This is a genomic window from Cellvibrio zantedeschiae (assembly GCF_014652535.1).
GTDB classification, from domain to species: domain Bacteria; phylum Pseudomonadota; class Gammaproteobacteria; order Pseudomonadales; family Cellvibrionaceae; genus Cellvibrio; species Cellvibrio zantedeschiae.
Genome location: NZ_BMYZ01000003.1, coordinates 1 through 20,399, shown reverse-complemented (window position 1 = coordinate 20,399; position 20,399 = coordinate 1). Strand labels below are relative to the sequence as shown.

The window sequence follows — 20,399 nt, the reverse complement described above, 5'->3', positions numbered from 1 at the left end:
TGCGAGCAATTAAAAATGCAGCACAGTTCGAATGCTTTTACCTTCGTGAAGCAAATCAAATGCTTCATTGATTTTGTTGAACGGCATTTCGTGGGTAATAAATTCGTCGATTTTAATTTCGCCTTTCATATAGCGCTCAACGTAATCCGGCAATTGCGTACGGCCTTTTACACCGCCAAACGCCGAACCTTTCCAAACGCGACCCGTCACTAATTGGAATGGACGAGTGGAAATTTCCTGGCCTGCACCGGCAACGCCGATAATGATCGATTCGCCCCAGCCTTTGTGACAGGCTTCCAATGCAGATCGCATTACATTTACGTTGCCAATACATTCAAACGAATAATCCACACCGCCGTCAGTCATATTCACAATGACCTGCTGAATCGGGTCTGAATAGTCTTTTGGGTTCACAAAATCGGTGGCGCCGAATTGACGAGCTAATTCAAATTTATCCGGGTTGATATCAATCGCGATAATGCGGCTCGCTTTGGCCATGAGTGCGCCTTGAATCACTGCCAAGCCGATTGCGCCTAAACCAAATACGGCAACGGTTGAACCGGGCGTAACTTTGGCGGTATTAAAAACGGCACCTATGCCGGTGGTTACGCCGCAGCCGAGCAAGCAGATTTTATCGAGCGGTGCATCTTTAGATACTTTGGCGAGGGACACTTCCGGCAATACGGTGTACTCAGAGAAAGTCGAGGTGCCCATGTAGTGAAACAGCGGTTTACCTTCCAGCGAAAAACGCGAAGTGCCATCCGGCATTACGCCTTTACCCTGGGTTGTACGTACGGATCCGCAAAGGTTGGTTTTGCCCGACAGGCAGAATTTGCATTGACGGCATTCGGCGGTGTAAAGCGGGATGACGTGATCTCCAACCTTCAAGCTGGTTACGCCTTCGCCGACCTCCTCAACAATCCCGGCACCTTCATGGCCGAGAACCGCAGGAAATAAACCTTCAGGATCAGCACCAGACAGCGTGTAAGCATCAGTGTGGCAAACGCTGGTAGCAACAATTCGCACCAGGACTTCGCCCGCTTTCGGGCCCTGTACGTCAATTTCAGCAAGTTCGAGTGGTTTGCCAGCGGCAAGTGCGATAGCGGCGCGTGATTTCATCGTCATCCCTCAGGTTGTTTTTTGTGATGGCAATTGGTCTGCAAATCTTACGGTAAGTTCAAGGACGGGCAGTTTAAGTTGTGATTCGCTGGCAACAAAGTGTTTAGTTTTACATTTTTGTAAATCCAAAATGCTTAAATTAGCACCATTTGGCTATTTCCCTTGACATCCCCGCCCCAGCTGCGAAAATTGTCGCTCCTCCAGATGGCTGCAAGATGACCGATAAGCTCGGAATCTCATCTGCACCCAGCCAAGTCACCCTCTTGGCGAACCATCTGCGGTAGGCGCTCAAAAACCTTGGGTGCTGCCAAGAAAGCCGCTGTTTACCTGCACGGTTTTCGCTGGTCCGATCCTCACCTTGCCGGGTTTTGATCGTGGATCATTCACATTGCGTGGGTAGACTCAGTCGCCAACGTATTTTTTCAGTGTCTATAACCTGTCCATTTTTTTGCAGCAATCAGGCTGCTGCAGGCTATTGCACCTTAATACATTCTAAAAGGGGAATGATTGTGGAAATGCTATCCGGCGGAGATATGCTCATACGCGCCCTGAAAGACGAAGGTGTTGAATACATTTTCGGCTATCCAGGTGGTGCTGCACTGCATATTTACGATGCCATCTTTCGTCAAAAAGACGTTAAACATATTCTCGTTCGTCACGAACAAGCTGCTACTCACGCTGCGGACGGCTACAGCCGCTCAACCGGCAAAGTGGGCACTGTACTCGTGACTTCAGGTCCAGGTGCGACCAATGCCATTACTGGTATTGCGACGGCCTATATGGACTCTATCCCGATGGTGGTGATTTCTGGTCAGGTCCAGAGCCATTTGATCGGTGAAGATGCTTTCCAGGAAACAGACATGGTCGGTATTTCCCGCCCGATCGTGAAACACAGTTTTATGATCAAGCACCAAAGCGAAATCGCTGAAACCGTTAAAAAGGCTTACTACATTGCATCGACTGGCCGTCCCGGTCCGGTTGTTATTGACGTGCCTAAAGATTTAACGCACCCGGCTTTCACTTTTCCTTATGAATATCCGGACAAGGTTAAGTTGCGCTCCTACACGCCCGCAACGCGCGGTCATGCTGGTCAAATCAAAAAGGCCGTGCAGTTATTGTTGGCAGCCAAGCGCCCAATGATTTATACCGGTGGCGGTGTGGTGCAAGGCAATGCATCTGAGTTGCTGGTTAAGTTGGTGGATACGCTGGATTACCCGGTAACCAATACCTTGATGGGTTTGGGTGCTTACCCAGGCACCGGCAAGCGCTTCCTCGGCATGCTCGGTATGCACGGTACTTTCGAAGCTAATACCGCTATGCATCACAGCGATGTAATCCTCGCTGTAGGCGCGCGCTTTGATGACCGCGTAACTAACACCGTGAGCAAGTTTTGCCCTAACGCAAAAATTATTCACGTAGATATAGACCCGGCTTCAATTTCGAAAACGGTTGTGGCTGACGTACCTATTGTTGGTTCAGTAGAAAGCGTGCTGACCGATATGCTTGCACTCATTAAAGAGTCGAGCGAAAAACCGGATGCAGAAGCGATTGCGGCCTGGTGGAAACAGATCAACGAATGGCGCGAGCGCCACGGGATTTATGCGCAAAATCGTTTCGATACCACAAGTGACAAAATCAAACCGCAAGAAGTTATTCAAGCGATTTGGGAAGTTACCAAAGGCGATGCTTATGTAACTTCTGACGTTGGTCAGCATCAAATGTTTGCGGCGCAATACTACAAGTTTGATAAGCCACGTCGTTGGATCAATTCCGGCGGCCTCGGCACCATGGGCTTTGGTTTGCCTGCGGCTATGGGTGTACAAATGGCGTATCGCGATGCGACCGTTGTGTGTGTAACTGGCGAAGGTTCAATCCAAATGTGTATCCAGGAATTATCTTGCTGCACGCAATACCATTTGCCGGTAAAAATTATTTGCTTGAACAACCAGGCGCTCGGCATGGTTCGCCAGTGGCAAGACATGCAGTACTCCAGCCGCTACGCCGAAAGTTTGTATGAAGATTCTTTACCAGATTTCATCAAGCTTGCTGAAGCCTATGGTCACGTTGGTATTCGCGTAACCAAAAAAGAAGAGCTGAAAGCGAAATTGGAAGAATGTTTTGCCATGAAAGATCGCGTAGTGTTTATGGACATTATGGTTGATCAATCAGAGCACGTTTATCCAATGCAAGTTGCGCCTAATGGTTCAATGCGCGATATGTTGTTAAGCAAAACGGAGCGCACATAATGAGACGTATCATTTCTGTTTTATTAGAAAACGCCCCCGGTGCTTTGTCACGCGTTGTTGGTTTGTTCTCACAGCGCGGTTACAACATTGAGAGCTTGACGGTAGCGCCAACGGAAGATCCAACGCTTTCACGTTTGACGCTAACCACACTTGGCGACGATCACAAAATCGAACAAATCACCAAGCATCTCAACAAGCTTGTGGATGTTGTGAAGTTGGTTGATCTTACCGAAGGAGCACACATCGAACGTGAACTGATGCTGATTAAAGTCAAAGCATCAGGCGCACAACGTGCAGAAGTAAAACGTTGTGTGGATATTTTCCGCGGCCAAATTATCGATGTCACCAGCTCGCTCTATACCATTCAAATCACCGGCGCGAGCGACAAGCTTGATGCTTTTTTGTTGGCGGTAGGCGATGCAGCGATTATCGAAGTTGTGCGTTCCGGCGTAAGCGGAATTTCACGCGGCGAGAAGGTTTTGAGTTTGTAATTTTACACGTCAATCCACTTGTACAAAAAAGCCGAATCACAAAATGATTCGGCTTTTTTTATTCAATGTTTTATTCGGCGAAAATAAATTCTTGCCGGCCATCACATTTAGCTAATCGCAAATAGCGCTGTAGTTTTATTTTTTGTAATCTTGGTTCGTTAGATTAACTGCGAATTTACGCTGCATATGGCGCGTATCCACACTTTTTTTCACCAAGGATTGTTTATGAAAAATTTAATGTCTGTCTGCGCATTCAGTTTGCTGTTGTTAGCCAGCTGTGGCCAATCCTCCAAAGAGAATCAGCAAGAAGAGTCTGAGGCACCTGCTGCCGAGACGTCCGCCAGTCCATCGGGCGAACCTATTACCCTGCATGCACGTTTGGACTTTGTGGATTCATATGCATCGCCAGCCATTAATTCCAGTCGCAAACTTAACGCATCAATTTATATAGAAATGGACGTGACACGCGAAGGTAGCGGTGCCAGTGCTAGCTTCGCGCTAGATTCAGAGACGTCGCGCGTGCAGGGCTCGCTGGTCGCTTCAGGATCATCTTCAATCAAGCTTAGCGAGGGGTCGGCTGATGAATCCTATGATATGCATAATGAATGGAGTGCCTTAACCACTCAGCCTGAAGGAAAATTTATGATTAAGCTTCCCGAACCATCTCTTTTGGGTGAGGGATTTAGTGTAGGTGTTGAAATTGAAGCGCCCGTCAACGGGACTAAAAAAGCCGCGATGGCTGATACCGAGATAATGCATGCACGCCCAATGTTTTGCGCATCGCACGAAGCCGATAAAAGTAAAGATGTTTGTAAACTGGAATTTACGATTGATGCCGTGCCTACCAAAGACCCAGGCGTTCCAGATTTACTTGAAAGCGCCAAAGGGCTTTATGCCTACCAGGGCAAAATAGGTCCCGAAGGTGGTTTGATTATGTATTCCGGTATGGTGCCTGTGTACGGAGCAACTACTCATTATCACAACGGCCATTTTGTTACAGAATTAGACCAAGAATATAATGTGAACCTTAAGGATGCGAACATCGGCCAACATATTCATCTCGTTGTGTGGTCAACTAAACGCGGTGACAAATGGCAGCCAGAGGGATTACCACCGCTGAAAAAACCCGAAACATTGCAGTGAAGTAAAGTAAATCAAAAATGGCCAGGTTTGAAAAAATTATACTTAACTCAGCTGGCCTTTTTTGCAAAAAAATCCGCAATTATTCAAACTTAAAAGATGTACTGAATGCCAAACGAAGGTAGGAATGGAAGCCAGTTATCGAAGTGAGGTACAGTTTTTCCTTCTGAATCACTACCTGAAAACTCAGCTTCGTATTGAGCGCAGCAAGGGTTTTCGCTGTCTAATAAATTAAAAATTTCGAGGTAGTACTCCAGCGAACTGCCGCTGGCAAAACGTTGTTTTTTCAAAATACGTAAATCCAGGCGCGAATATCCATCTTGCTTGTTGGTGTTGTATTTTTCAAAGTCAGGTTTAGTCGCATGAAGGTTGCGTGCCCGGCTGGAATCTATGCGTGCAGGAGTGGTTGGCCAACCAGAGCGAATCATTCCGCTAAGGTTAAAATGCCATTCTGTGTATTTCCATTCAAAGCCAAAATTAAATACATTTTGTTGATCCCAGCTACGCGGTGTTTCTTTTCCGTTTAAATAATCATTAACCTTGCTATATGTGTAATTTGCCCATGTAGAAAAATGTTTTTGGTTGTCGTAAGTGACTGCTAGTTCTATACCTTCTGCTTTTGCGGAGTCCGGTGCAATTCTCAACCAGTCATTGCTGGCTTCCTTGATGACTTTTTCGAGGCTAGGGTACACATTTTCATAACGCGGTATTAATTGCGAATATTTTTTTTGATAAGCATCCATACGCAAGGCTATTTTCTCATTCAACCTGTGGTGTAAACCTATGATGCTATGTTCCGCTAGCTGGCTGGGATGAAATTCAACATCGTCGCCACCGGGATATAGATCATCTATAGCTTGAGCTTGATAAAATTTTCCCCAGGAAAAATTGAGTTGGCTTGAATCATTAATGTTGTAAATGGCATTAAAGCGTGGACTGAATAAAGGCGCATTATCTAATTCAACATAGGTGTGTTCACTCCAGCGCCCACCTAATTCAGTAACCCATTTTTCTGAAACCTTATAGCGCCATGCAAGGTAAGCTGCGCGATCTTGTCCTTCCGGTTCCATATCGGCTTGATGATAGGTAGTTTCCATGTGCAAGTGATTTTCGTGCTGGGGTGAAACATGGATTGCGAGAAAATAATCATATTTTGCAGTGAGGTCTTTGATATCTAGGCCCCACTTAAATAAGTGTTCTGGTGTTGGCGTAGCTGTCCAATCTGATTTAAATCCCAATGCCCGGTATTTTCTATTGTCTTGCCAAACAACATAGGGGTCTTCGTAATAGCCTTGCATTTCATGATTAAAATCAATGAATGACAATGCAGTTTTTGCCTCGATAAAGTCGCCGATATGGCTGTTTAAATTCAACCAGATATTGTTATTCCATGATGTTTCATCTAGATAAATATGTTTGTTAGGGTCGTTGTCTTCCCAAAAGAAACGATCCCCGGCTAGCAACATATCAATACTGAGTTTGTGATTTTCGCTTAACTCAAAATCTGCTTTCGCAAATAAATCGCTGTAGCGCGGTTGAATATCTGCTTCGGCTCCTGCCAGTTGGAATACTAAATCCAGATAACCACCACGTAATGATCCGTACCAGTTGCCAGTGTTATTATTAAATTGACCACTTGTTTGCGCAAACGCCGTTAAAAAACTGAGGCCGACACGGGATTTTACTTCCACAGCGTCCATGGTTTTGATGTCAATAATAGCGCTGCTTTTGTCAGCATATTCTGCAGTGTAACCACCGGATAAAACATCTGCCGACGCAATCAAATTTGCGTCGACAATACTGCCTAGTCCATCCATACCTTTGAAATACCATGGCTTATGTAATTCAAGTCCATCAACTACCATAGCCGTTTCATTTTGCTCGCCGCCGCGTACATTGATTTTGGGCGAGAAATCGCCGGAAGATGCACCTGGCAATTGACGGAACACGCGCGCAATGTCGTCACCAATATGTGGCATGGTTTCAATTTGCTCGCGATCAAAAAGTGTTTTTTGTGAAACGCTGTTGTGCATAACCTGATGGCTACTACCAATAATAATAACCTCTTCAATATCTGTCGAAGCTACATGATTAACCTGGATATTCCACCAATTATTTTGTGTACTTACAGCAACGGGAATTTCTGTTTTGTTAGTTCGTATTGTCGGCTTTCGAGGTGGCGATTTGTGTTGGTCATCACTATAAAAACAATTGCTGGGCGATAGGACGACGCTATTGCTTATGCCTGAAATAGAAATTGGGGTTTGATTTGTGGCTTGATTTAAGCCATTAATTTTTCCGGCGATAAAATCAGATGAGGGCGCACGGGTAATCAAATAATTTCCCGAAGAAGTATTTGCAAGCTTTAATCCGTAAAGCGCCAGCCAGCTCGATAGTTTTTCCTCAAATGAGCCCGTGCGCGTGCCAATAGCGCGCATTTGAGTGGTGATCAAACTATCACTGTAAATCAGTTGCAATTGTTTTGCTGGTTCGCTTTTGAGTACATCTTGCAGCAAGGGGTCACGATCACATTGGTTAAAAATCTCATTGATCATTCTCTGGGAATTATTGCTTTGAATATTTTCCGCATTGGCTATATTAGCAATCAGCGAAAGCAATGATATTGCCGCTAGTGTATATTTTTTATGAGGTAGTTCCATGATGGTTAAAGAGATCATAGGTAGCTCACCAGCAATGTATTATTTATTATTTGATAGCGCATGTTTGAAACAAGGGTTAATTGATCCAGTAGTTTTCGGCTGTCAGTCGTTTTAAATTGCCCATGTAACCTATCGCGCTCTGCATGCTGTCGATCAATGCTGGTTTTAAATTCAAGCTTCCACCCTTCGCGTTTAGCTATCCATGTTAAAACGTCGGCCATGGTGTGGTTATCGAGCGTTTTATTATCAAAATTGATATTCCCGTCCATAGCATCTGCCCACATCCAGGGCTTTTTTTCTTTATCAATGTCCAGAACTTTCGCGCTACCTTGAGTTAAATGCAGAGCTTTTCCATCTGGAATCATTAAATTTTTGTTTTCCTGGTTTTCAAATTTTACTTTTCCCTCGCGCACAAAGACGGATAAAGACTGTGGCTCCGTCCGAGTTTCAAATTGAGTTCCTATATCATTAAGTGTTCCGTGTGCAGTTCTTATGTGTATATTGGATTGATGATGGGAGTCAAAATACACCGCGCCTTTAATCAAATGAATTTCATTGTCATCAACAAAAATAATTTGGGTACCCTTATTGACTTTCAATATGCCGGAGTCTTTCCAGCTGATTTCTAAAAGATTATTTTCGGTATTGATTTCCTGCCCTGCATAAATACCGTTGCCGGGTTTTAACGATAGATTGTCATCGGCGTTTCCCTGCACTTGCGTAATTCGGGCAACCAATTCTTGCTGCTTATAGCTATTTACAAAAAATAGAGCAGCGCACAAACAAACAACGCTGGCAGCTAAAGCCCAGGGTTGTTGCCAAAATACTTTTCGTTTTGCAACAGCTTTGCTTGTGACGTTATTGGCATGTTGTTCTTCCCATATTTTTAGCAAGTTTTGGCGCACGCGTTCGTGGCGGATGGGATCTATTTCATCGCGCGTGCCGCCCAAGCGAATCAATTGTTCAATGTGAGCTTCATCAGATTGGTCTGCACTTTTTAGTTGGTTTGGATTTTCTTTCTGCATGATCAATGCCCCTCCATATTCAGATAGTCATCTTCGGCCTTGTGGATGCTGATAAATGCATCGCGAAAAACGTCTCGCGCCCTTGAGAGGAGTGACTCGGTTGATTTGTAACTTTTATCTATTTTTTCGGCTATTTCTTTCACGGAATCTCCGTGCAGGTAACGCCATTCCAGAATGTCGGCGTAATGGGATGGAAGGCTTGCCATTACCAGGCGAACTTTTTCTGCGAGCTGCAATTTATTGATTTGGTGATGAGGATCTTCGGCCTGAAAACTTCCCAATGAATCCAAAGCCGCCAACAGGTTTTCGTCAGCAATGGATATGGCTTGATTCAAAGAAATTTCTTCGCGTTTAAGAACCCGGCTGATTTCATGGCGGGTAATAGTGCATAGCCAAGTGAAAAGGGCGGCTTCACCCAAATAGCTGTGGATATTAATAATGGCCTTGCCCAAGGCTTCTTGAACAACCTCCTCAGCCAGATTTGCATCGCGCAAGCGGCTATTGGCAAAGCGATACAATCGTGGAAAAAAGTGATCGAAGAATTCGTTAAAATCCCGTTCCCGCTTCGACCGCAATTTTTCAACCCAATATAAGTCTGTTTGTTGCATTCTCATCTGCCTGTTATGTTTTGGCTTATTAGAGTCATCCTTTGCGAAAATCCTTCGCGCAATTAAGAATTTTCTTTTAACGCTTATTTTTATTGGCGGCGAAGGATATTTCCAATATGCCTACTCTAACCTGTCCAGGTATGAGTGCCATATATGGAGTTGCAATGAAATCTATAAAAATCCTCTTTATTACGCTATTGACTTTTTTCTTGGTCACTGCCTGTGGCGGTGGTGGAGATGCGCCAGCGCAATTGAAAAATTTGTCGCCCGATTTTCCTGTGTTAACACCTGTTGCGGCTACGTTGGAACAAACTTTGGATGATTATCTGGATAAAAATCAGGATGGCAAGGCGGCGGGGCTTTCAATTCTGGTGCGCAAGAACGGTCAGGTTGTTTATCAAAAAAGCCGGGGTATGGCGGATATAGCTGCGCAGAAACCTGTAGAAAATAGTACAGGTTTTCACATAGCTGCATTGAGTAAAACATTTTGTGTGCTGGCGATTATGCAATTGCGTGAACAGGGGCGACTGCATTTGAATGATTCCATTCTTAAATATTTACCTGAACTACCTGAAACATGGAGGGCTATTACAGTTGAGAGATTACTCAGCCATCGCTCGGGCATTTACGATTACATTATGGATTTACGCCCCAAAGGCAGTGTTGGTGATCTTAATAGCCAGCTTATGTTGGAATATTTTGTGAAAAATCCTGTTTTAAAAGCTATTCCTGGAACCAAAACAGAATATAACAACTCGGCTTATGTAATGCTTGCTGAAATTGTTGAGCGCGCATCTGGTATGGAATTTTCAAAATATATGGAGAATTATATTTTCTCGCCTTCAGGCATGATAGATACCTATATCAATGATGCGCATCGGCCATTGAAAGAAAAAGACGCATTGAATTATGGTTTGCGCGATGACTGGTACGGAATTCACTTATACACACAAGGTGATAATAATCAGGTAAGTTCAACGAATGACTTTAATCATTTTTTTGATGCATTAGCCTTCGGAAGAATTGTATCTATTGAAAGTCTTGTGTTGATGGCGCAGGCACAGGTGGTATTAGATGGACGGGAATACGGTTATGGTTTGGCAATAGATGGTTATGTGAATGGCGCACCGCAGCTTAGCCTGCGCGCTATGCGCGATGGCTATGCCACCTTGTTCGTCATCGATCAAGCCTACGGAGTTGAATATGTGGTGTTGGCTAATGGTGGGGAAAGAGCCGCAATGGATCAAATTAATATTCGTTTGTTGATAGAGCGATTTTACAAAATCAATTAATGTTATTTCTATAGCGTGTGGATACGGATGGCGCTTCAATGAAAATACTCATTTTTATAATAATGATCTTTATATGCAGAAGATGGCTCTAACTTTATTTGCAGCTCTTTATAGGTGATAATTCTTGCTAATGCTTAAGCCTATCTGAGAAATACCGAATTATGCAAGACACGCTTTTTGGCGAACCTGAAGATTCTTCTGAAAGCTCTTCTCATAAAAATAGCTCTACGAAAATTGCCTCTAGTAAATCGGTTAAAAAATCCAGCACGCTAGTCGAGCCTTTGGAATTTCCGCCGGAATTATTTACCTTAGCGAAAACTCTGTCTCCAAATTTACGGTTGGGTACTTCCTCATGGAGTTGTCCAGGATGGAACGGGATTGTGTGGGATGGAGACTATTCAGAAAGCACATTATCCCGCTATGGTCTCACGGCATATCATAAGCATCCCTTGTTTCGCACTGTGAGTGTTGACCGCAGTTTTTACCAGCCAATGAATGTTATGCAATTTGGCGCCTACGCTTCACAGGTGGACGATAATTTTCGATTTATGGTGAAAGCACCGAGCTTAGTGACGGATGCGTTAGTTCGCGATGAATCGGGTCGCGGCATGCGGACTAACAACCGGTTCCTCAATGCAGACGACGCCTTGCAAATGTTTGTAGAGCCCGCATTGGAAGGCTTGGGTCACAAGCTTGGTGCGTTGGTGTTTCAGATTAGCCCGCTACCCAACATGTGGCTGATGCGCATGCCGGAAATGATCAATCGCTTGCATCATTTATTAAAATCAATTCCAGATTTTCGCCACAGAGCACCAGACGGCGTAGTCGCGGTTGAAGTGCGTGATCGCGAATGGCTTACGCCGCAATTTGTTCAAGCATTGAGAGACACACGCACAACTTATTGCATGGGTTTACACGCAAAAATGCCGCCGATTGATGAGCAACTCCCCATTCTCCGTGCGTTGTGGCCGGGGCCGCTGGTGTGTCGTTGGAACTTGAATCCAGTGCATGGCGCTTATGGTTATGAAGATGCTGCAGAAATTTATTCGCCCTATAACAAAATAGTTGACCCAGATGTGCAAACGCGAGAAGAGCTTGCAAAAGTGATTTCAAAAATAGCGGGTGCCGGCCAGAATGTTTATGTCAGCCTCAGCAATAAAGCCGAGGGTTCCGCTCCCTTGTCTGTAGTGGAATTATCGAAAGCGATAAACAATTATAGTGTTGGTAAAGATTCATAGTGAAATCTTGCATTCATCCTTCGCCTCAAAACATCTGAAGCTTAAGCTTTTTGTTGTTGCGTCGTAATCAAATGGCTTTTTCGTGTAAGGATTTTTATAAGCCGATGTTTTGATTGCTTCAGCTATATTTTGTGGCGGATTTGTTTTTAACTCCAACTGCAATCCAACCAGCGAATAAATCCCCGCTAAGTCATGGCTCCGGCCAATATATGGAGCGTATTGCCAGTTTTGCGACTGACTGATTTTTCCACCCAGGTTGTATGGGTTAAATCGTGAGAACTCCAATGGTTGCGTTGCCGCTTGTGCGCGTTCATAAAACTCGGAAGCTGACATTTTGTTAAATGCAAATACGGGCTTTAACGTTTGGCGGTAAAACCAGTTGGAAGAGGCGGTAGGCTGATACAAGGTTGCGAGAATGACCGAGGATCCTTCAATGAATTCTTTAGGAGCCGTTTTCCAATTCTCGGCGCTAAAACGCAATTCTGCAGTGAGTACTTTCTCCATATCGGTTTCATCGGCGGTGAGTGGTATTAGCAGAGCTTGCAATGCTTTTGTTTGGTCGCTGGATATCACGGCTTCTTTGCTAATGACATAGGAAATGGCGGACAGGTTTCGGCGCAAGCTTGCTATTGCAACCATTCGACCAATCATTATTTGGCTATCGGTGAGCGCCATCCTCCAAAAACGCATGTCTTCTTTACTGCTTGCAAGCAAGCCCTCTAATCCTTGTTGCTCGTAAGCTTTGGCCTGGTTTAGTTTGCCCAGCTGCATCATCTGACCGTAGGGAGGTACAGGGGATTTGTAATCCATCAAGCGAGTTTCTTCAATCAAGTGCGGCATTTTAATAATCTGTTTATAGCGCTCAAATTGCGCAAGCAAACGCGGATGAGTGAAGGGCTTTCCACTAATCTCCGCAAGCAGTTCGGTAAAGCAATTTGCTTTTAATCGTGCATTGCACTGAGAGGCGGGATACATGTCACTCCATTCTTTATCCAGGGATTCGCCGTCACCATAGAGCTCAAGAGTCTCCGCAGCTGTTAGATGAGCAAACTGGCCTTTCCCATGTTTCTCCTGCAATCTTTTGACAACGGCCTTGCCAACCGTCTCCATATCTTTGTTGGTTGCTGCGTTTATTCCGTACAGGGAATAGAGTGCGTTGCCCTCTATGTTGGGGTTAGCTTGTTTACGTAAGTGCTCGGTAATTTCCGGCAGTTGGGCTTCGTCGAAAATAGCCAGATTGGGGATAATCAAAATGCCCAGTGCAAGACTGACAATTAAAATAATACCAACAAGAATTTTAAGAAGAGGTGATCGTGTGCTGAACATATTGGGCTCCTTGGTGGATGACACTTTAACTCTGGCATACAGCTAGTAAAAGCATCTGAGGAAAACCTCCGTAAAACCTCTGTAGCGGAAATCTGTTGGGCGTGGAGCGCTATACTCTCTCACACTAATCATTGGCTGGGGTGGAATAATGGGAGCTGGAATCTACGCAATGGTGTTTGCGTCTATTTTAATGTTTAAGGTTGCCGAAGCCGATAAAAAGCGCGGTTGGTTGTGGGCGGGCATTAACCTGTGTGTTTCAATGATTATGGGTAAGTTCTTTGGGCTGGACACCTATATCGCGGCGGGTGCGTTCGTGATCACCTTTTTGGCAATGTTTATTTCCAATATCGTTTTTCCGAAAAAGCTGCAATGACATCGGCTTTATTTATGCACCGGGGCTGTTAGGGGTTTGTTAAACTGAATCCATGACGAATAACTTAACTAACCCTGTTTACTGTGCCGTCCTTGAGTTCAATCTTGAGCTAGGGCAGGTCGCAAACTCATTGGGAGAAACCCAGCGCCTCAGTTCGGTTAATTTAAAACTGTTGATTTATTTGTTGGCTCGTCAAAATCAGGTGGTGAGCCGAACAGAACTCTTTGATGCAATTTGGCCAAATCAAATAATCAGTGACGATGTTTTAACGCGTGCCATATCAGATATACGCACTCAATTAGCTAAGTTGGATTCAGATACCAAATATATTGAAACTTTGCCCAAGCGCGGATATCGCTGGTGTATTGAGCCTCGTTCGCTGAAATCTTCGACGGCAGGCAGTATTGGTATCAATTCGGCTGATCAGCAACCCGTGGTTCAGTTAACACCTGCTCCCACTAAAAGCTGGTTGGCAATGATGAGCATTTGTTTGCCATTGGCGATTATATTGGCAATGGCATTGATGTGGGGTATTTCGTACACCATGGAAACCCGGGCGGTGAAGCTTGCCGTTTTACCCACGGTAGTTGATCGACCTTCAATCGAACCTTTGGCGCAAGCAGTGGATGATGCCTTGCTAAATTCGCTGCGCAAAAATGCCCAAGTGAAACTGCTTTCGGCCGCTGCGATCAATTCGCGTCCGCAAAACCCGTTTCCTTATTTTTGCCAATGAATTTGGTGCAGTTTGGGTCATTGAAAGCCGTGTGACAGATGTGGATGGCATCAATAATATCGAGTTAAGTTTGGTGGATGCGCGTACGGGGATTGAGTTGCGGAATATTCACGTGGAGTTTTCTGGGAAATTAGATCTGTATTCCGTTCTTGCTAAAAAAATAAATGCAGGTTTTCTGGACGAGACCGGTGCTTATTGAGTTTTGGCCGGTCAATGTGCTTTACTGCGGGTTAATGTCAAAAGTACAAAAACTTCAAAAGGATAAATGGTGGGATGATAAAATTAATATACCAAGTGGGATGGTTCTTGTTCGTTTCTTTATGCTTGTTGGGGTGTGGCGGGGGCGGCGGTTCAGGCTCAAGCCCTGGTTCTAACACTGAAGCTCCTCCCAAGGTTTCATCTGCTGCGGTAAGCTCTACGGAATCAAGTTCTTCCAGCCAGAGCTCATTTAGTAGCTCTATGTTGTCATCTAGTTCTAGTCGATCTCAGAATGTTTACATTAACACTTCTAAACAGTTCAAATTAGTCTCCGATCCTTATTTATTGTTGTCATTTGAAGATCCAGGCAGTTGGAGTGCTAGCACCGGAACTTTGTATAAATCCACAGATGTTTTTCAAGGGATAAGCTCACTTGGAATAAAAAATTTCCAAACCACTACGTTGACATCGAAACCGTTGAATACTCTGCGTGCGATAGGTGATCTAGTAAGTTTTGGTGTCAAATTAAATCAATCACAATCGGGTAGCATTAAGTTATTAGTCAGTATTCCTTCGCTTTCGTTATTCGATAAGCAAATTGGTACTACTGAGCTGGAAAAGTTGCACGTTGGTGCATTTGAGAAAATCGTATTTGATATTCCTGATGATGTGAAGACTGCGTTAAATAACGAATATAACGACCTTGTATTTAAGTTTGAGATATCAAGTACTAAACCAATAGATGAAGTTTTGTTGGATGATATTTCATTTGAGGCATCTGTTATAAGTACAAGCGATAAGGTGGAAATTGAAATACGATCTGCAGATGATTTCGTCTATTTGACTGTCAACGATGTCCAGAAAAAGATGTGGTCTGATTTTGGTAATTCTTCAACAGGAAAAATAGATATAAGCTCCATGTTTTGGCGGGGAGCGAACTCCGTAAAAATTTACGCCACTAATTCGGGAGGGGCGGCCAAATTTTGGGTTGCTTTATGGGTTAATGGTGAACAGGTGTTGCTGAGAGATTGTGTTACGGAGTCATGCGGTGTTTATGTAGATGAGGGAATTTATTACCAAACCAGTTTGGTTCTTAATACTCCAGGTAGGCCGGTAGCCCGATTGTTAGAACTCGATGGTGCAGAAAAATCTAATATCTATATCGATGACCATTTTAGCGGTAAACAAATTCCAACATCATTTTTTATTCCTCAGGTTAATATGACGCTTGGTATTGGTGAGTATACGGATGCACCGTTAAATTATAAGTCGCGATATGTTGAAGAAAAAATATTGGCAGGTGCATCTAATGTAAAATTTGATGCATCCAAGGCGCCTGCACTGGGTGTCCAGAATGTTAACAAAGTAGCTGTGGTTTCTATTAGAAAAACTATTGTTTCTGATACGCCAAGACAGGGTATTTTGCGTGATTCCGAGTTGGCATTATTTAATAAAAACATGCAAATGGTAAGTGATATATGGGTGGAGCCTTTGTCATATGGATTAACAAAGTGGCAAGTAGATGTAATTCCCACGATTGAAAATGTTGCGCTGGAAATGCCGACGTTGGGATCTGGATTTGACGGTAGCGAATTTCTTACCAAAGCGAAATTGGATTACATCAAATCGCAATATCAAATAATTGTGTTTCATTATCCAGGGTACGATATAAATGGTGTACGCCTTGATAACGGAGGTGGTGCAGGAGCTTGGGCAATGAATGGATATTTTTATGTATCCGATTTGTGGTCTTTTGCTGATGATCGTCCTAATTCAGTCATTCTGCATGAGATATTGCATATCTATGAGCAGTATCAGGTGCTAAGAAATTTTACCCCTACTGGTACCATTGGTTTACATGGTGCTGAGTGCCACGGCTATCCTGAGGCTAACCTTCAGGGGGAAACGGATTGGGTGGGGTGGTATAGAGAATTCATTCGTGGGACGGTAAAGGAAAATGAAAATATTAAGCAGGGTATCGAAATAACTAAGCCTGTAGAAAATCCAGAAATTTATGTGGGAGTATTTGAAACATTCAGGCGTGGCTTGGGGTTTCTTCACTAGTAATTAATGTTTAATGCATATTTTTTGAATATGTAGTTTATTTAAATGAAATCTACAGCTCTTAATTTTTTACGTCCATCACATGAAGTTGCGCGCGATTTGATCGGCGCAACTTTTACTGTAAATGGTGTCGGTGGAATTATTGTCGAGACAGAAGCCTACGACCAGAGCGAACCGGCATCACATACATTTGTTGGCAAAACACCACGTAATATAGCTATGTTTGGTGCTCCAGCACGCGCGTATGTTTATCGTTCCTACGGCATTCATTGGTGTTTAAATTTTGTGTGCGAAGCAGAAGGTCATGGTGCGGGTGTTTTGATTCGCGCGATTGAACCCATCATAGGTTTGCAGACTATGATGGAAAGACGTGGAGTTGATAAGGTTAACTTACTGTGTTCCGGTCCAGGTAAGCTGGGGCAAGCATTGGCGATACAACATAGCTTTAACGGCATGTCTTTGTATGATTCGCCTTTTGAATTAATTCCTGCAGCAAAACCGGCTGATGTTATCTGTGGTCCGCGTATTGGTATTTCAAAAGCAGTTGATTTGCCGTGGCGATTTGGTTTGGCGGGCTCGCCTTTTTTGAGTAGGCCGTTTCGTTAATTTTTCGCGAGAATTATTTTTCGCTCGTGAGCTGCGCCCAGAACGCATTTAGAATCGGACTTTTCAATCGCTTTTCCATCACGCAAATTCCCATGGAGTAGGGGCCTAAATCTGGCTGTAATATAAATGGCTCAACGCGTTCGGCGAGTGGGCTGTTATCCACCACGATTTTTGGCAGCACGCCGACCCCAAATCCCAAACTCACCATGCTTACAATCGCTTCGTTGCCTTTTACTTCGGCGTAAATATTAGGTTTGATGTTTTGTTGTTCAAACCAATTATCTAAACGCTCCCGCACTAAACCTTCTTCAGAGATAATCATCGGAATTTTTTTCCAAAAATCGGGCGTGTCGAGTGCGGGTGCTTGCCAGTTGGGATTATTTTTCGGTGCGATAAACATCATCGGCGAGCGGGTGATAGGTTTGTAACTAATCCCGGCGGGCATTTTGTCTGGCTTGGCGGCAATCGCGATATCTTCATAACCGGCGAGCACGCGTTCGATGGATTGCGCGGGGTCGCCAGTGTGCAACTTGATCGCAATGCCTGGGTGCTTGACGCGAAACTCGGTGAGAATGTCATATAAGAAGCTGTAGCTCGCCGTCACCGAGCAATAAATACTGAGCTGGCCGTGCAGTTGATCCGCTTGCGCGAGCAGCGATTCCTGATACGTCTCCCACTGCTGTAACACTTCTTTGGCAAACTGCAGGTAGCTTTGGCCTTCATGGGTAAGGGCGACCGAGCGGTTATCGCGCTCAAACAGACTCACGCCCAGGTCATCTTCAAGCTGCTTGATATTGCGGCTCAGGGTCGAAGGGCTGACATGGCAGGCGCTAGCAGCGCGGCCAAAGTGCAGGCTGCTGGCGAGGGCACAGAAAAGTTTGAGTTTGGTGATATCCATGGCGGCGACCGTTCTGCGTTGCATAAGCTGCAACATTAACATGCAAATATATCATTTTACGTGATATTAGTTTTTTTCTACACTGCGCGCCTTGTTAAAACCCTGTCGATTAGACATAACCCTCTCTTTAGGAGTCTGCCATGCACGTTTATTACGATAAAGATGCCGATCTTTCCATCATCCAAGGCAAAAAAGTAGCCATCATTGGTTACGGTTCACAAGGTCACGCACACGCGTGTAACTTGAAAGATTCAGGTGTAGACGTTGTTGTTGGTCTGCGCACTGGTTCTGCAACCGTTAAGAAAGCTGAAGCTCACGGCTTGAAAGTAACTGACGTTGCTACCGCAGTTGCTTCTGCTGACGTGGTTATGATTCTGACTCCAGACGAATTCCAATCAAAATTGTACAAAGACGAGATCGAGCCAAACATCAAGAAAGGCGCTACTTTGGCTTTCGCTCACGGCTTCGCGATTCACTATAACCAAGTAGTTCCACGTAAAGACTTAGACGTAATCATGGTTGCTCCAAAAGCACCAGGTCACACTGTACGTTCTGAATTTGTACGTGGCGGCGGTGTTCCTGACCTGATCGCGATCTTCCAAGACGCATCTGGCAAGGCGAAAGATACTGCACTTTCTTACGCATCAGGCGTAGGTGGCGGCCGTACCGGTATCATCGAAACTACTTTCAAAGACGAAACTGAAACCGACTTGTTCGGCGAGCAAGCTGTATTGTGCGGCGGCGCGGTTGAATTGGTAAAAATGGGCTTCGAAACTTTGGTTGAAGCGGGCTACGAGCCAGAAATGGCGTACTTCGAGTGCTTGCACGAGCTTAAACTCATTGTGGATTTGATGTTCGAAGGCGGTATCGCCAACATGAACTACTCAATCTCTAACAACGCTGAATATGGCGAATACGTGACTGGTCCTAAAGTGATCAACGAAGAGTCACGCAAAGCTATGCGTCAAGCGTTGAAAGACATTCAAACTGGTGAATACGCTAAGAAGTTCATCCTTGAAGGTGCAACTAACTACTCTTCAATGACTGCTGCTCGTCGTAACAACGCTGCGCACGGTATCGAAGTTGTGGGTACCAAGTTGCGTGCAATGATGCCTTGGATCCAGGCGAACAAAATCGTTGACCAAACTAAGAACTAATTTGGTTTGATTGATGTAAAAAGCCCCGCACCGGGTAACTGGTGCGGGGCTTTTGCGTTTTTGAACATCGAATATGTTCAGGTGTCATTTGGTGTGTACAATGGCCGCTCTCTTGAGGTGAGGTGATTATGAATAGCAATAACCCCGAACAACAAAAATCCATTGACGTTAACGATCCAGAATTAGACGTTTTCGATGATGTAGAAGAGGTGCACGAAAGCGGGCGCAAAGTTCGTCATCGCGGTGTTTATTTGCTTCCAAATTTATTTACAACTGGCGCCTTGTTTTGTGGTTTTTACGCCATCGTTTCGGGTATGGATGGGAATTTTGGCCATGCTGCCGTCGCTATTTTTCTGGCGATGTTGCTTGATGGGATGGATGGTCGCGTCGCGCGTATGACCAATACCCAAAGCGCATTTGGCGAACAATACGACAGCTTGGCCGATATGGTTTCCTTTGGGGTGGCGCCAGCCTTGGTTATGTTCAGTTGGGTGCTGCAGGATTTGGGGCGCTGGGGCTGGGCTGCCGCCTTCATCTATACGGCATGTGCTGCGCTACGCCTTGCTCGTTTCAATACCCAGATCGGCGTGGTCGATAAAAAGTATTTCATTGGTCTTGCTAGCCCCATGGCGGCGGCGATCATTGCGGCTACCGTGCTCACGGTGTCTAACTACCAGCCAGAAACTGTTTGGGCGAAATCCGGGTTGGCCATTTTGACCGCATTTGTAGGGCTTTCAATGGTGTCTAACTTTCGCTATACCAGCTTCAAGAGTGTAGATTTTCGCGGTCGCGTGCCCTTTGGTTTCATGTCGCTTGTCGTCATGGCTTTTGCGCTGCTGATTATTTATCGTGAAGAAGGCTTGCTGGCGATATCCGTTCTTTATGGTTTGTCCGCTCCAGCAATCTGGGTATTGAGAAGGCTGGGGCTCGTGAAAGGCGAGTAAGCTGTTTGTAAATTCCGCGTATTGGTCGCTTTGCGATGCATCTGTATAGGTGTTGAGCGGGGCGACAAAGTCCCTTCAAAATCTCCTCAAAAAAAGCTTGCAATGGAATGTGTGGGTGCCTATAGTTCGCGCCCTCGCCGAGCAGGCGGTTTTAGTCTCCGGATAAAAACCTTGAACGGCGAAATTTGTAAAAACCGAATGAAAATAAGGGTTTACAAATCGAAAAAATAGCGTAATATGCGCGCCTCGCTTCAGGGGTAACTCGAAAGCGAGAGGCAAAA

At 44.8% G+C, this 20,399-nt stretch carries 18 protein-coding genes; 12 read left to right on the top strand and 6 right to left on the bottom strand.

The genetic code is table 11. The features are described 5' to 3' along the window. Positions 1-9: 9 nt before the first annotated feature. Positions 10-1,119 (bottom strand): S-(hydroxymethyl)glutathione dehydrogenase/class III alcohol dehydrogenase, encoded by a 1,110-nt coding sequence (locus IE104_RS14200; RefSeq protein ID WP_189419729.1) that lies wholly within the window; start codon positions 1,117-1,119, stop codon positions 10-12. 509 nt (positions 1,120-1,628) lie between these two features. On the opposite strand from IE104_RS14200, the gene IE104_RS14195 reads away from it, so the two are divergent. The 3 genes from IE104_RS14195 to IE104_RS14185 all read left to right on the top strand — a co-directional run bounded on the left by IE104_RS14195 (position 1,629) and on the right by IE104_RS14185 (position 4,999). Beyond that, positions 1,629-3,365: an acetolactate synthase 3 large subunit gene (locus IE104_RS14195; RefSeq protein WP_189419727.1), complete on the top strand. Its 1,737-nt coding sequence runs from the start codon at positions 1,629-1,631 to the stop codon at positions 3,363-3,365. Then, positions 3,365-3,856, top strand: coding sequence for an acetolactate synthase small subunit (ilvN, locus tag IE104_RS14190; RefSeq protein WP_189419725.1), 492 nt, complete (start codon positions 3,365-3,367; stop codon positions 3,854-3,856). The genes IE104_RS14195 and ilvN overlap by 1 nt, the downstream gene beginning before the upstream one ends. A 225-nt stretch (positions 3,857-4,081) precedes the next feature. Further along, complete coding sequence (locus IE104_RS14185) at positions 4,082-4,999, top strand: hypothetical protein (RefSeq protein ID WP_189419718.1); 918 nt, start codon at positions 4,082-4,084, stop codon at positions 4,997-4,999. 89 nt (positions 5,000-5,088) lie between these two features. Here IE104_RS14185 and IE104_RS14180 read toward each other — a convergent pair whose 3' ends face one another. From IE104_RS14180 to IE104_RS14170, 3 genes are read right to left on the bottom strand one after another with little or no spacing between them, the layout of a single operon-like run. Next, a complete protein-coding gene (locus tag IE104_RS14180) occupies positions 5,089-7,674 on the bottom strand; it encodes a TonB-dependent receptor plug domain-containing protein (protein ID WP_189419716.1) in 2,586 nt (861 codons plus the stop codon). Beyond that, a complete protein-coding gene (locus tag IE104_RS14175) occupies positions 7,671-8,681 on the bottom strand; it encodes a FecR domain-containing protein (protein WP_189419714.1) in 1,011 nt (336 codons plus the stop codon). Before IE104_RS14175 ends, IE104_RS14180 begins: the two co-directional genes overlap by 4 nt. 2 nt (positions 8,682-8,683) lie before the next feature. Further along, on the bottom strand, positions 8,684-9,289 hold the full coding sequence (locus IE104_RS14170; protein WP_189419712.1) for an RNA polymerase sigma factor: 606 nt from the start codon (positions 9,287-9,289) through the stop codon (positions 8,684-8,686). A 164-nt stretch (positions 9,290-9,453) separates the two neighbouring features. On the opposite strand from IE104_RS14170, the gene IE104_RS14165 reads away from it, so the two are divergent. Both IE104_RS14165 and IE104_RS14160 read left to right on the top strand, forming a co-directional pair. Next, on the top strand, positions 9,454-10,581 hold the full coding sequence (locus IE104_RS14165; protein ID WP_189419711.1) for a serine hydrolase domain-containing protein: 1,128 nt from the start codon (positions 9,454-9,456) through the stop codon (positions 10,579-10,581). Between the two features lie 161 nt (positions 10,582-10,742). After that, positions 10,743-11,819 (top strand): DUF72 domain-containing protein, encoded by a 1,077-nt coding sequence (locus IE104_RS14160; protein WP_189419709.1) that lies wholly within the window; start codon positions 10,743-10,745, stop codon positions 11,817-11,819. On the opposite strand, the gene IE104_RS14155 is transcribed toward IE104_RS14160, so the two are convergent. Beyond that, positions 11,814-13,145, bottom strand: coding sequence for a hypothetical protein (locus tag IE104_RS14155; RefSeq protein WP_189419707.1), 1,332 nt, complete (start codon positions 13,143-13,145; stop codon positions 11,814-11,816). The two genes, IE104_RS14160 and IE104_RS14155, sit on opposite strands and share 6 nt — an antisense overlap. 148 nt (positions 13,146-13,293) lie before the next feature. Between IE104_RS14155 and IE104_RS14150 the strand changes: the two genes are divergently transcribed. The 5 genes from IE104_RS14150 to IE104_RS14130 all read left to right on the top strand — a co-directional run bounded on the left by IE104_RS14150 (position 13,294) and on the right by IE104_RS14130 (position 17,119). Then, positions 13,294-13,518, top strand: coding sequence for a hypothetical protein (locus IE104_RS14150; RefSeq protein WP_189419705.1), 225 nt, complete (start codon positions 13,294-13,296; stop codon positions 13,516-13,518). 52 nt (positions 13,519-13,570) lie between these two features. Further along, positions 13,571-14,251: a winged helix-turn-helix domain-containing protein gene (locus IE104_RS14145; protein ID WP_189419703.1), complete on the top strand. Its 681-nt coding sequence runs from the start codon at positions 13,571-13,573 to the stop codon at positions 14,249-14,251. 31 nt (positions 14,252-14,282) lie between these two features. Continuing rightward, positions 14,283-14,450, top strand: a complete 168-nt coding sequence (locus IE104_RS14140; protein WP_189419701.1) for a hypothetical protein — start codon at positions 14,283-14,285, stop codon at positions 14,448-14,450. 74 nt (positions 14,451-14,524) lie between these two features. Then, positions 14,525-16,513, top strand: a complete 1,989-nt coding sequence (locus tag IE104_RS14135) for a hypothetical protein (protein ID WP_189419699.1) — start codon at positions 14,525-14,527, stop codon at positions 16,511-16,513. A gap of 45 nt (positions 16,514-16,558) precedes the next feature. After that, a complete protein-coding gene (locus tag IE104_RS14130) occupies positions 16,559-17,119 on the top strand; it encodes a DNA-3-methyladenine glycosylase (RefSeq protein WP_189419697.1) in 561 nt (186 codons plus the stop codon). 13 nt (positions 17,120-17,132) lie between these two features. Here the strand turns inward: IE104_RS14130 and ilvY are convergent, their stop codons facing one another. Beyond that, positions 17,133-18,041, bottom strand: a complete 909-nt coding sequence (ilvY, locus tag IE104_RS14125; RefSeq protein WP_229837955.1) for an HTH-type transcriptional activator IlvY — start codon at positions 18,039-18,041, stop codon at positions 17,133-17,135. 116 nt (positions 18,042-18,157) lie between these two features. Here ilvY and ilvC point away from each other — a divergent pair, with 116 nt between their 5' ends. Together ilvC and pssA are read left to right on the top strand one after the other, a co-directional pair. Next, the gene (gene ilvC / locus IE104_RS14120) at positions 18,158-19,174 is read left to right on the top strand and encodes a ketol-acid reductoisomerase (protein ID WP_189419696.1); all 1,017 of its coding nucleotides are present in this window, start codon (positions 18,158-18,160) and stop codon (positions 19,172-19,174) included. 128 nt (positions 19,175-19,302) lie between these two features. Further along, entirely contained in the window at positions 19,303-20,118 is an 816-nt protein-coding gene (pssA, locus tag IE104_RS14115; protein WP_189419694.1) for a CDP-diacylglycerol--serine O-phosphatidyltransferase, read from the top strand. Positions 20,119-20,399 lie beyond the last annotated feature (281 nt).

Coding starts and splice junctions, on each gene's coding strand:
- IE104_RS14200 (WP_189419729.1), bottom strand. CDS start 1,119: ATGAAATCACGCGCCGCTATCGCACTTGCCGCTGGCAAACCACTCGAA.
- ilvN (WP_189419725.1), top strand. CDS start 3,365: ATGAGACGTATCATTTCTGTTTTATTAGAAAACGCCCCCGGTGCTTTG.
- IE104_RS14185 (WP_189419718.1), top strand. CDS start 4,082: ATGAAAAATTTAATGTCTGTCTGCGCATTCAGTTTGCTGTTGTTAGCC.
- IE104_RS14180 (WP_189419716.1), bottom strand. CDS start 7,674: ATGATCTCTTTAACCATCATGGAACTACCTCATAAAAAATATACACTA.
- IE104_RS14175 (WP_189419714.1), bottom strand. CDS start 8,681: ATGCAGAAAGAAAATCCAAACCAACTAAAAAGTGCAGACCAATCTGAT.
- IE104_RS14170 (WP_189419712.1), bottom strand. CDS start 9,289: ATGCAACAAACAGACTTATATTGGGTTGAAAAATTGCGGTCGAAGCGG.
- IE104_RS14165 (WP_189419711.1), top strand. CDS start 9,454: ATGAAATCTATAAAAATCCTCTTTATTACGCTATTGACTTTTTTCTTG.
- IE104_RS14160 (WP_189419709.1), top strand. CDS start 10,743: ATGCAAGACACGCTTTTTGGCGAACCTGAAGATTCTTCTGAAAGCTCT.
- IE104_RS14155 (WP_189419707.1), bottom strand. CDS start 13,145: ATGTTCAGCACACGATCACCTCTTCTTAAAATTCTTGTTGGTATTATT.
- IE104_RS14150 (WP_189419705.1), top strand. CDS start 13,294: ATGGGAGCTGGAATCTACGCAATGGTGTTTGCGTCTATTTTAATGTTT.
- IE104_RS14145 (WP_189419703.1), top strand. CDS start 13,571: ATGACGAATAACTTAACTAACCCTGTTTACTGTGCCGTCCTTGAGTTC.
- IE104_RS14135 (WP_189419699.1), top strand. CDS start 14,525: ATGATAAAATTAATATACCAAGTGGGATGGTTCTTGTTCGTTTCTTTA.
- IE104_RS14130 (WP_189419697.1), top strand. CDS start 16,559: ATGAAATCTACAGCTCTTAATTTTTTACGTCCATCACATGAAGTTGCG.
- ilvY (WP_229837955.1), bottom strand. CDS start 18,041: ATGCAACGCAGAACGGTCGCCGCCATGGATATCACCAAACTCAAACTT.
- ilvC (WP_189419696.1), top strand. CDS start 18,158: ATGCACGTTTATTACGATAAAGATGCCGATCTTTCCATCATCCAAGGC.
- pssA (WP_189419694.1), top strand. CDS start 19,303: ATGAATAGCAATAACCCCGAACAACAAAAATCCATTGACGTTAACGAT.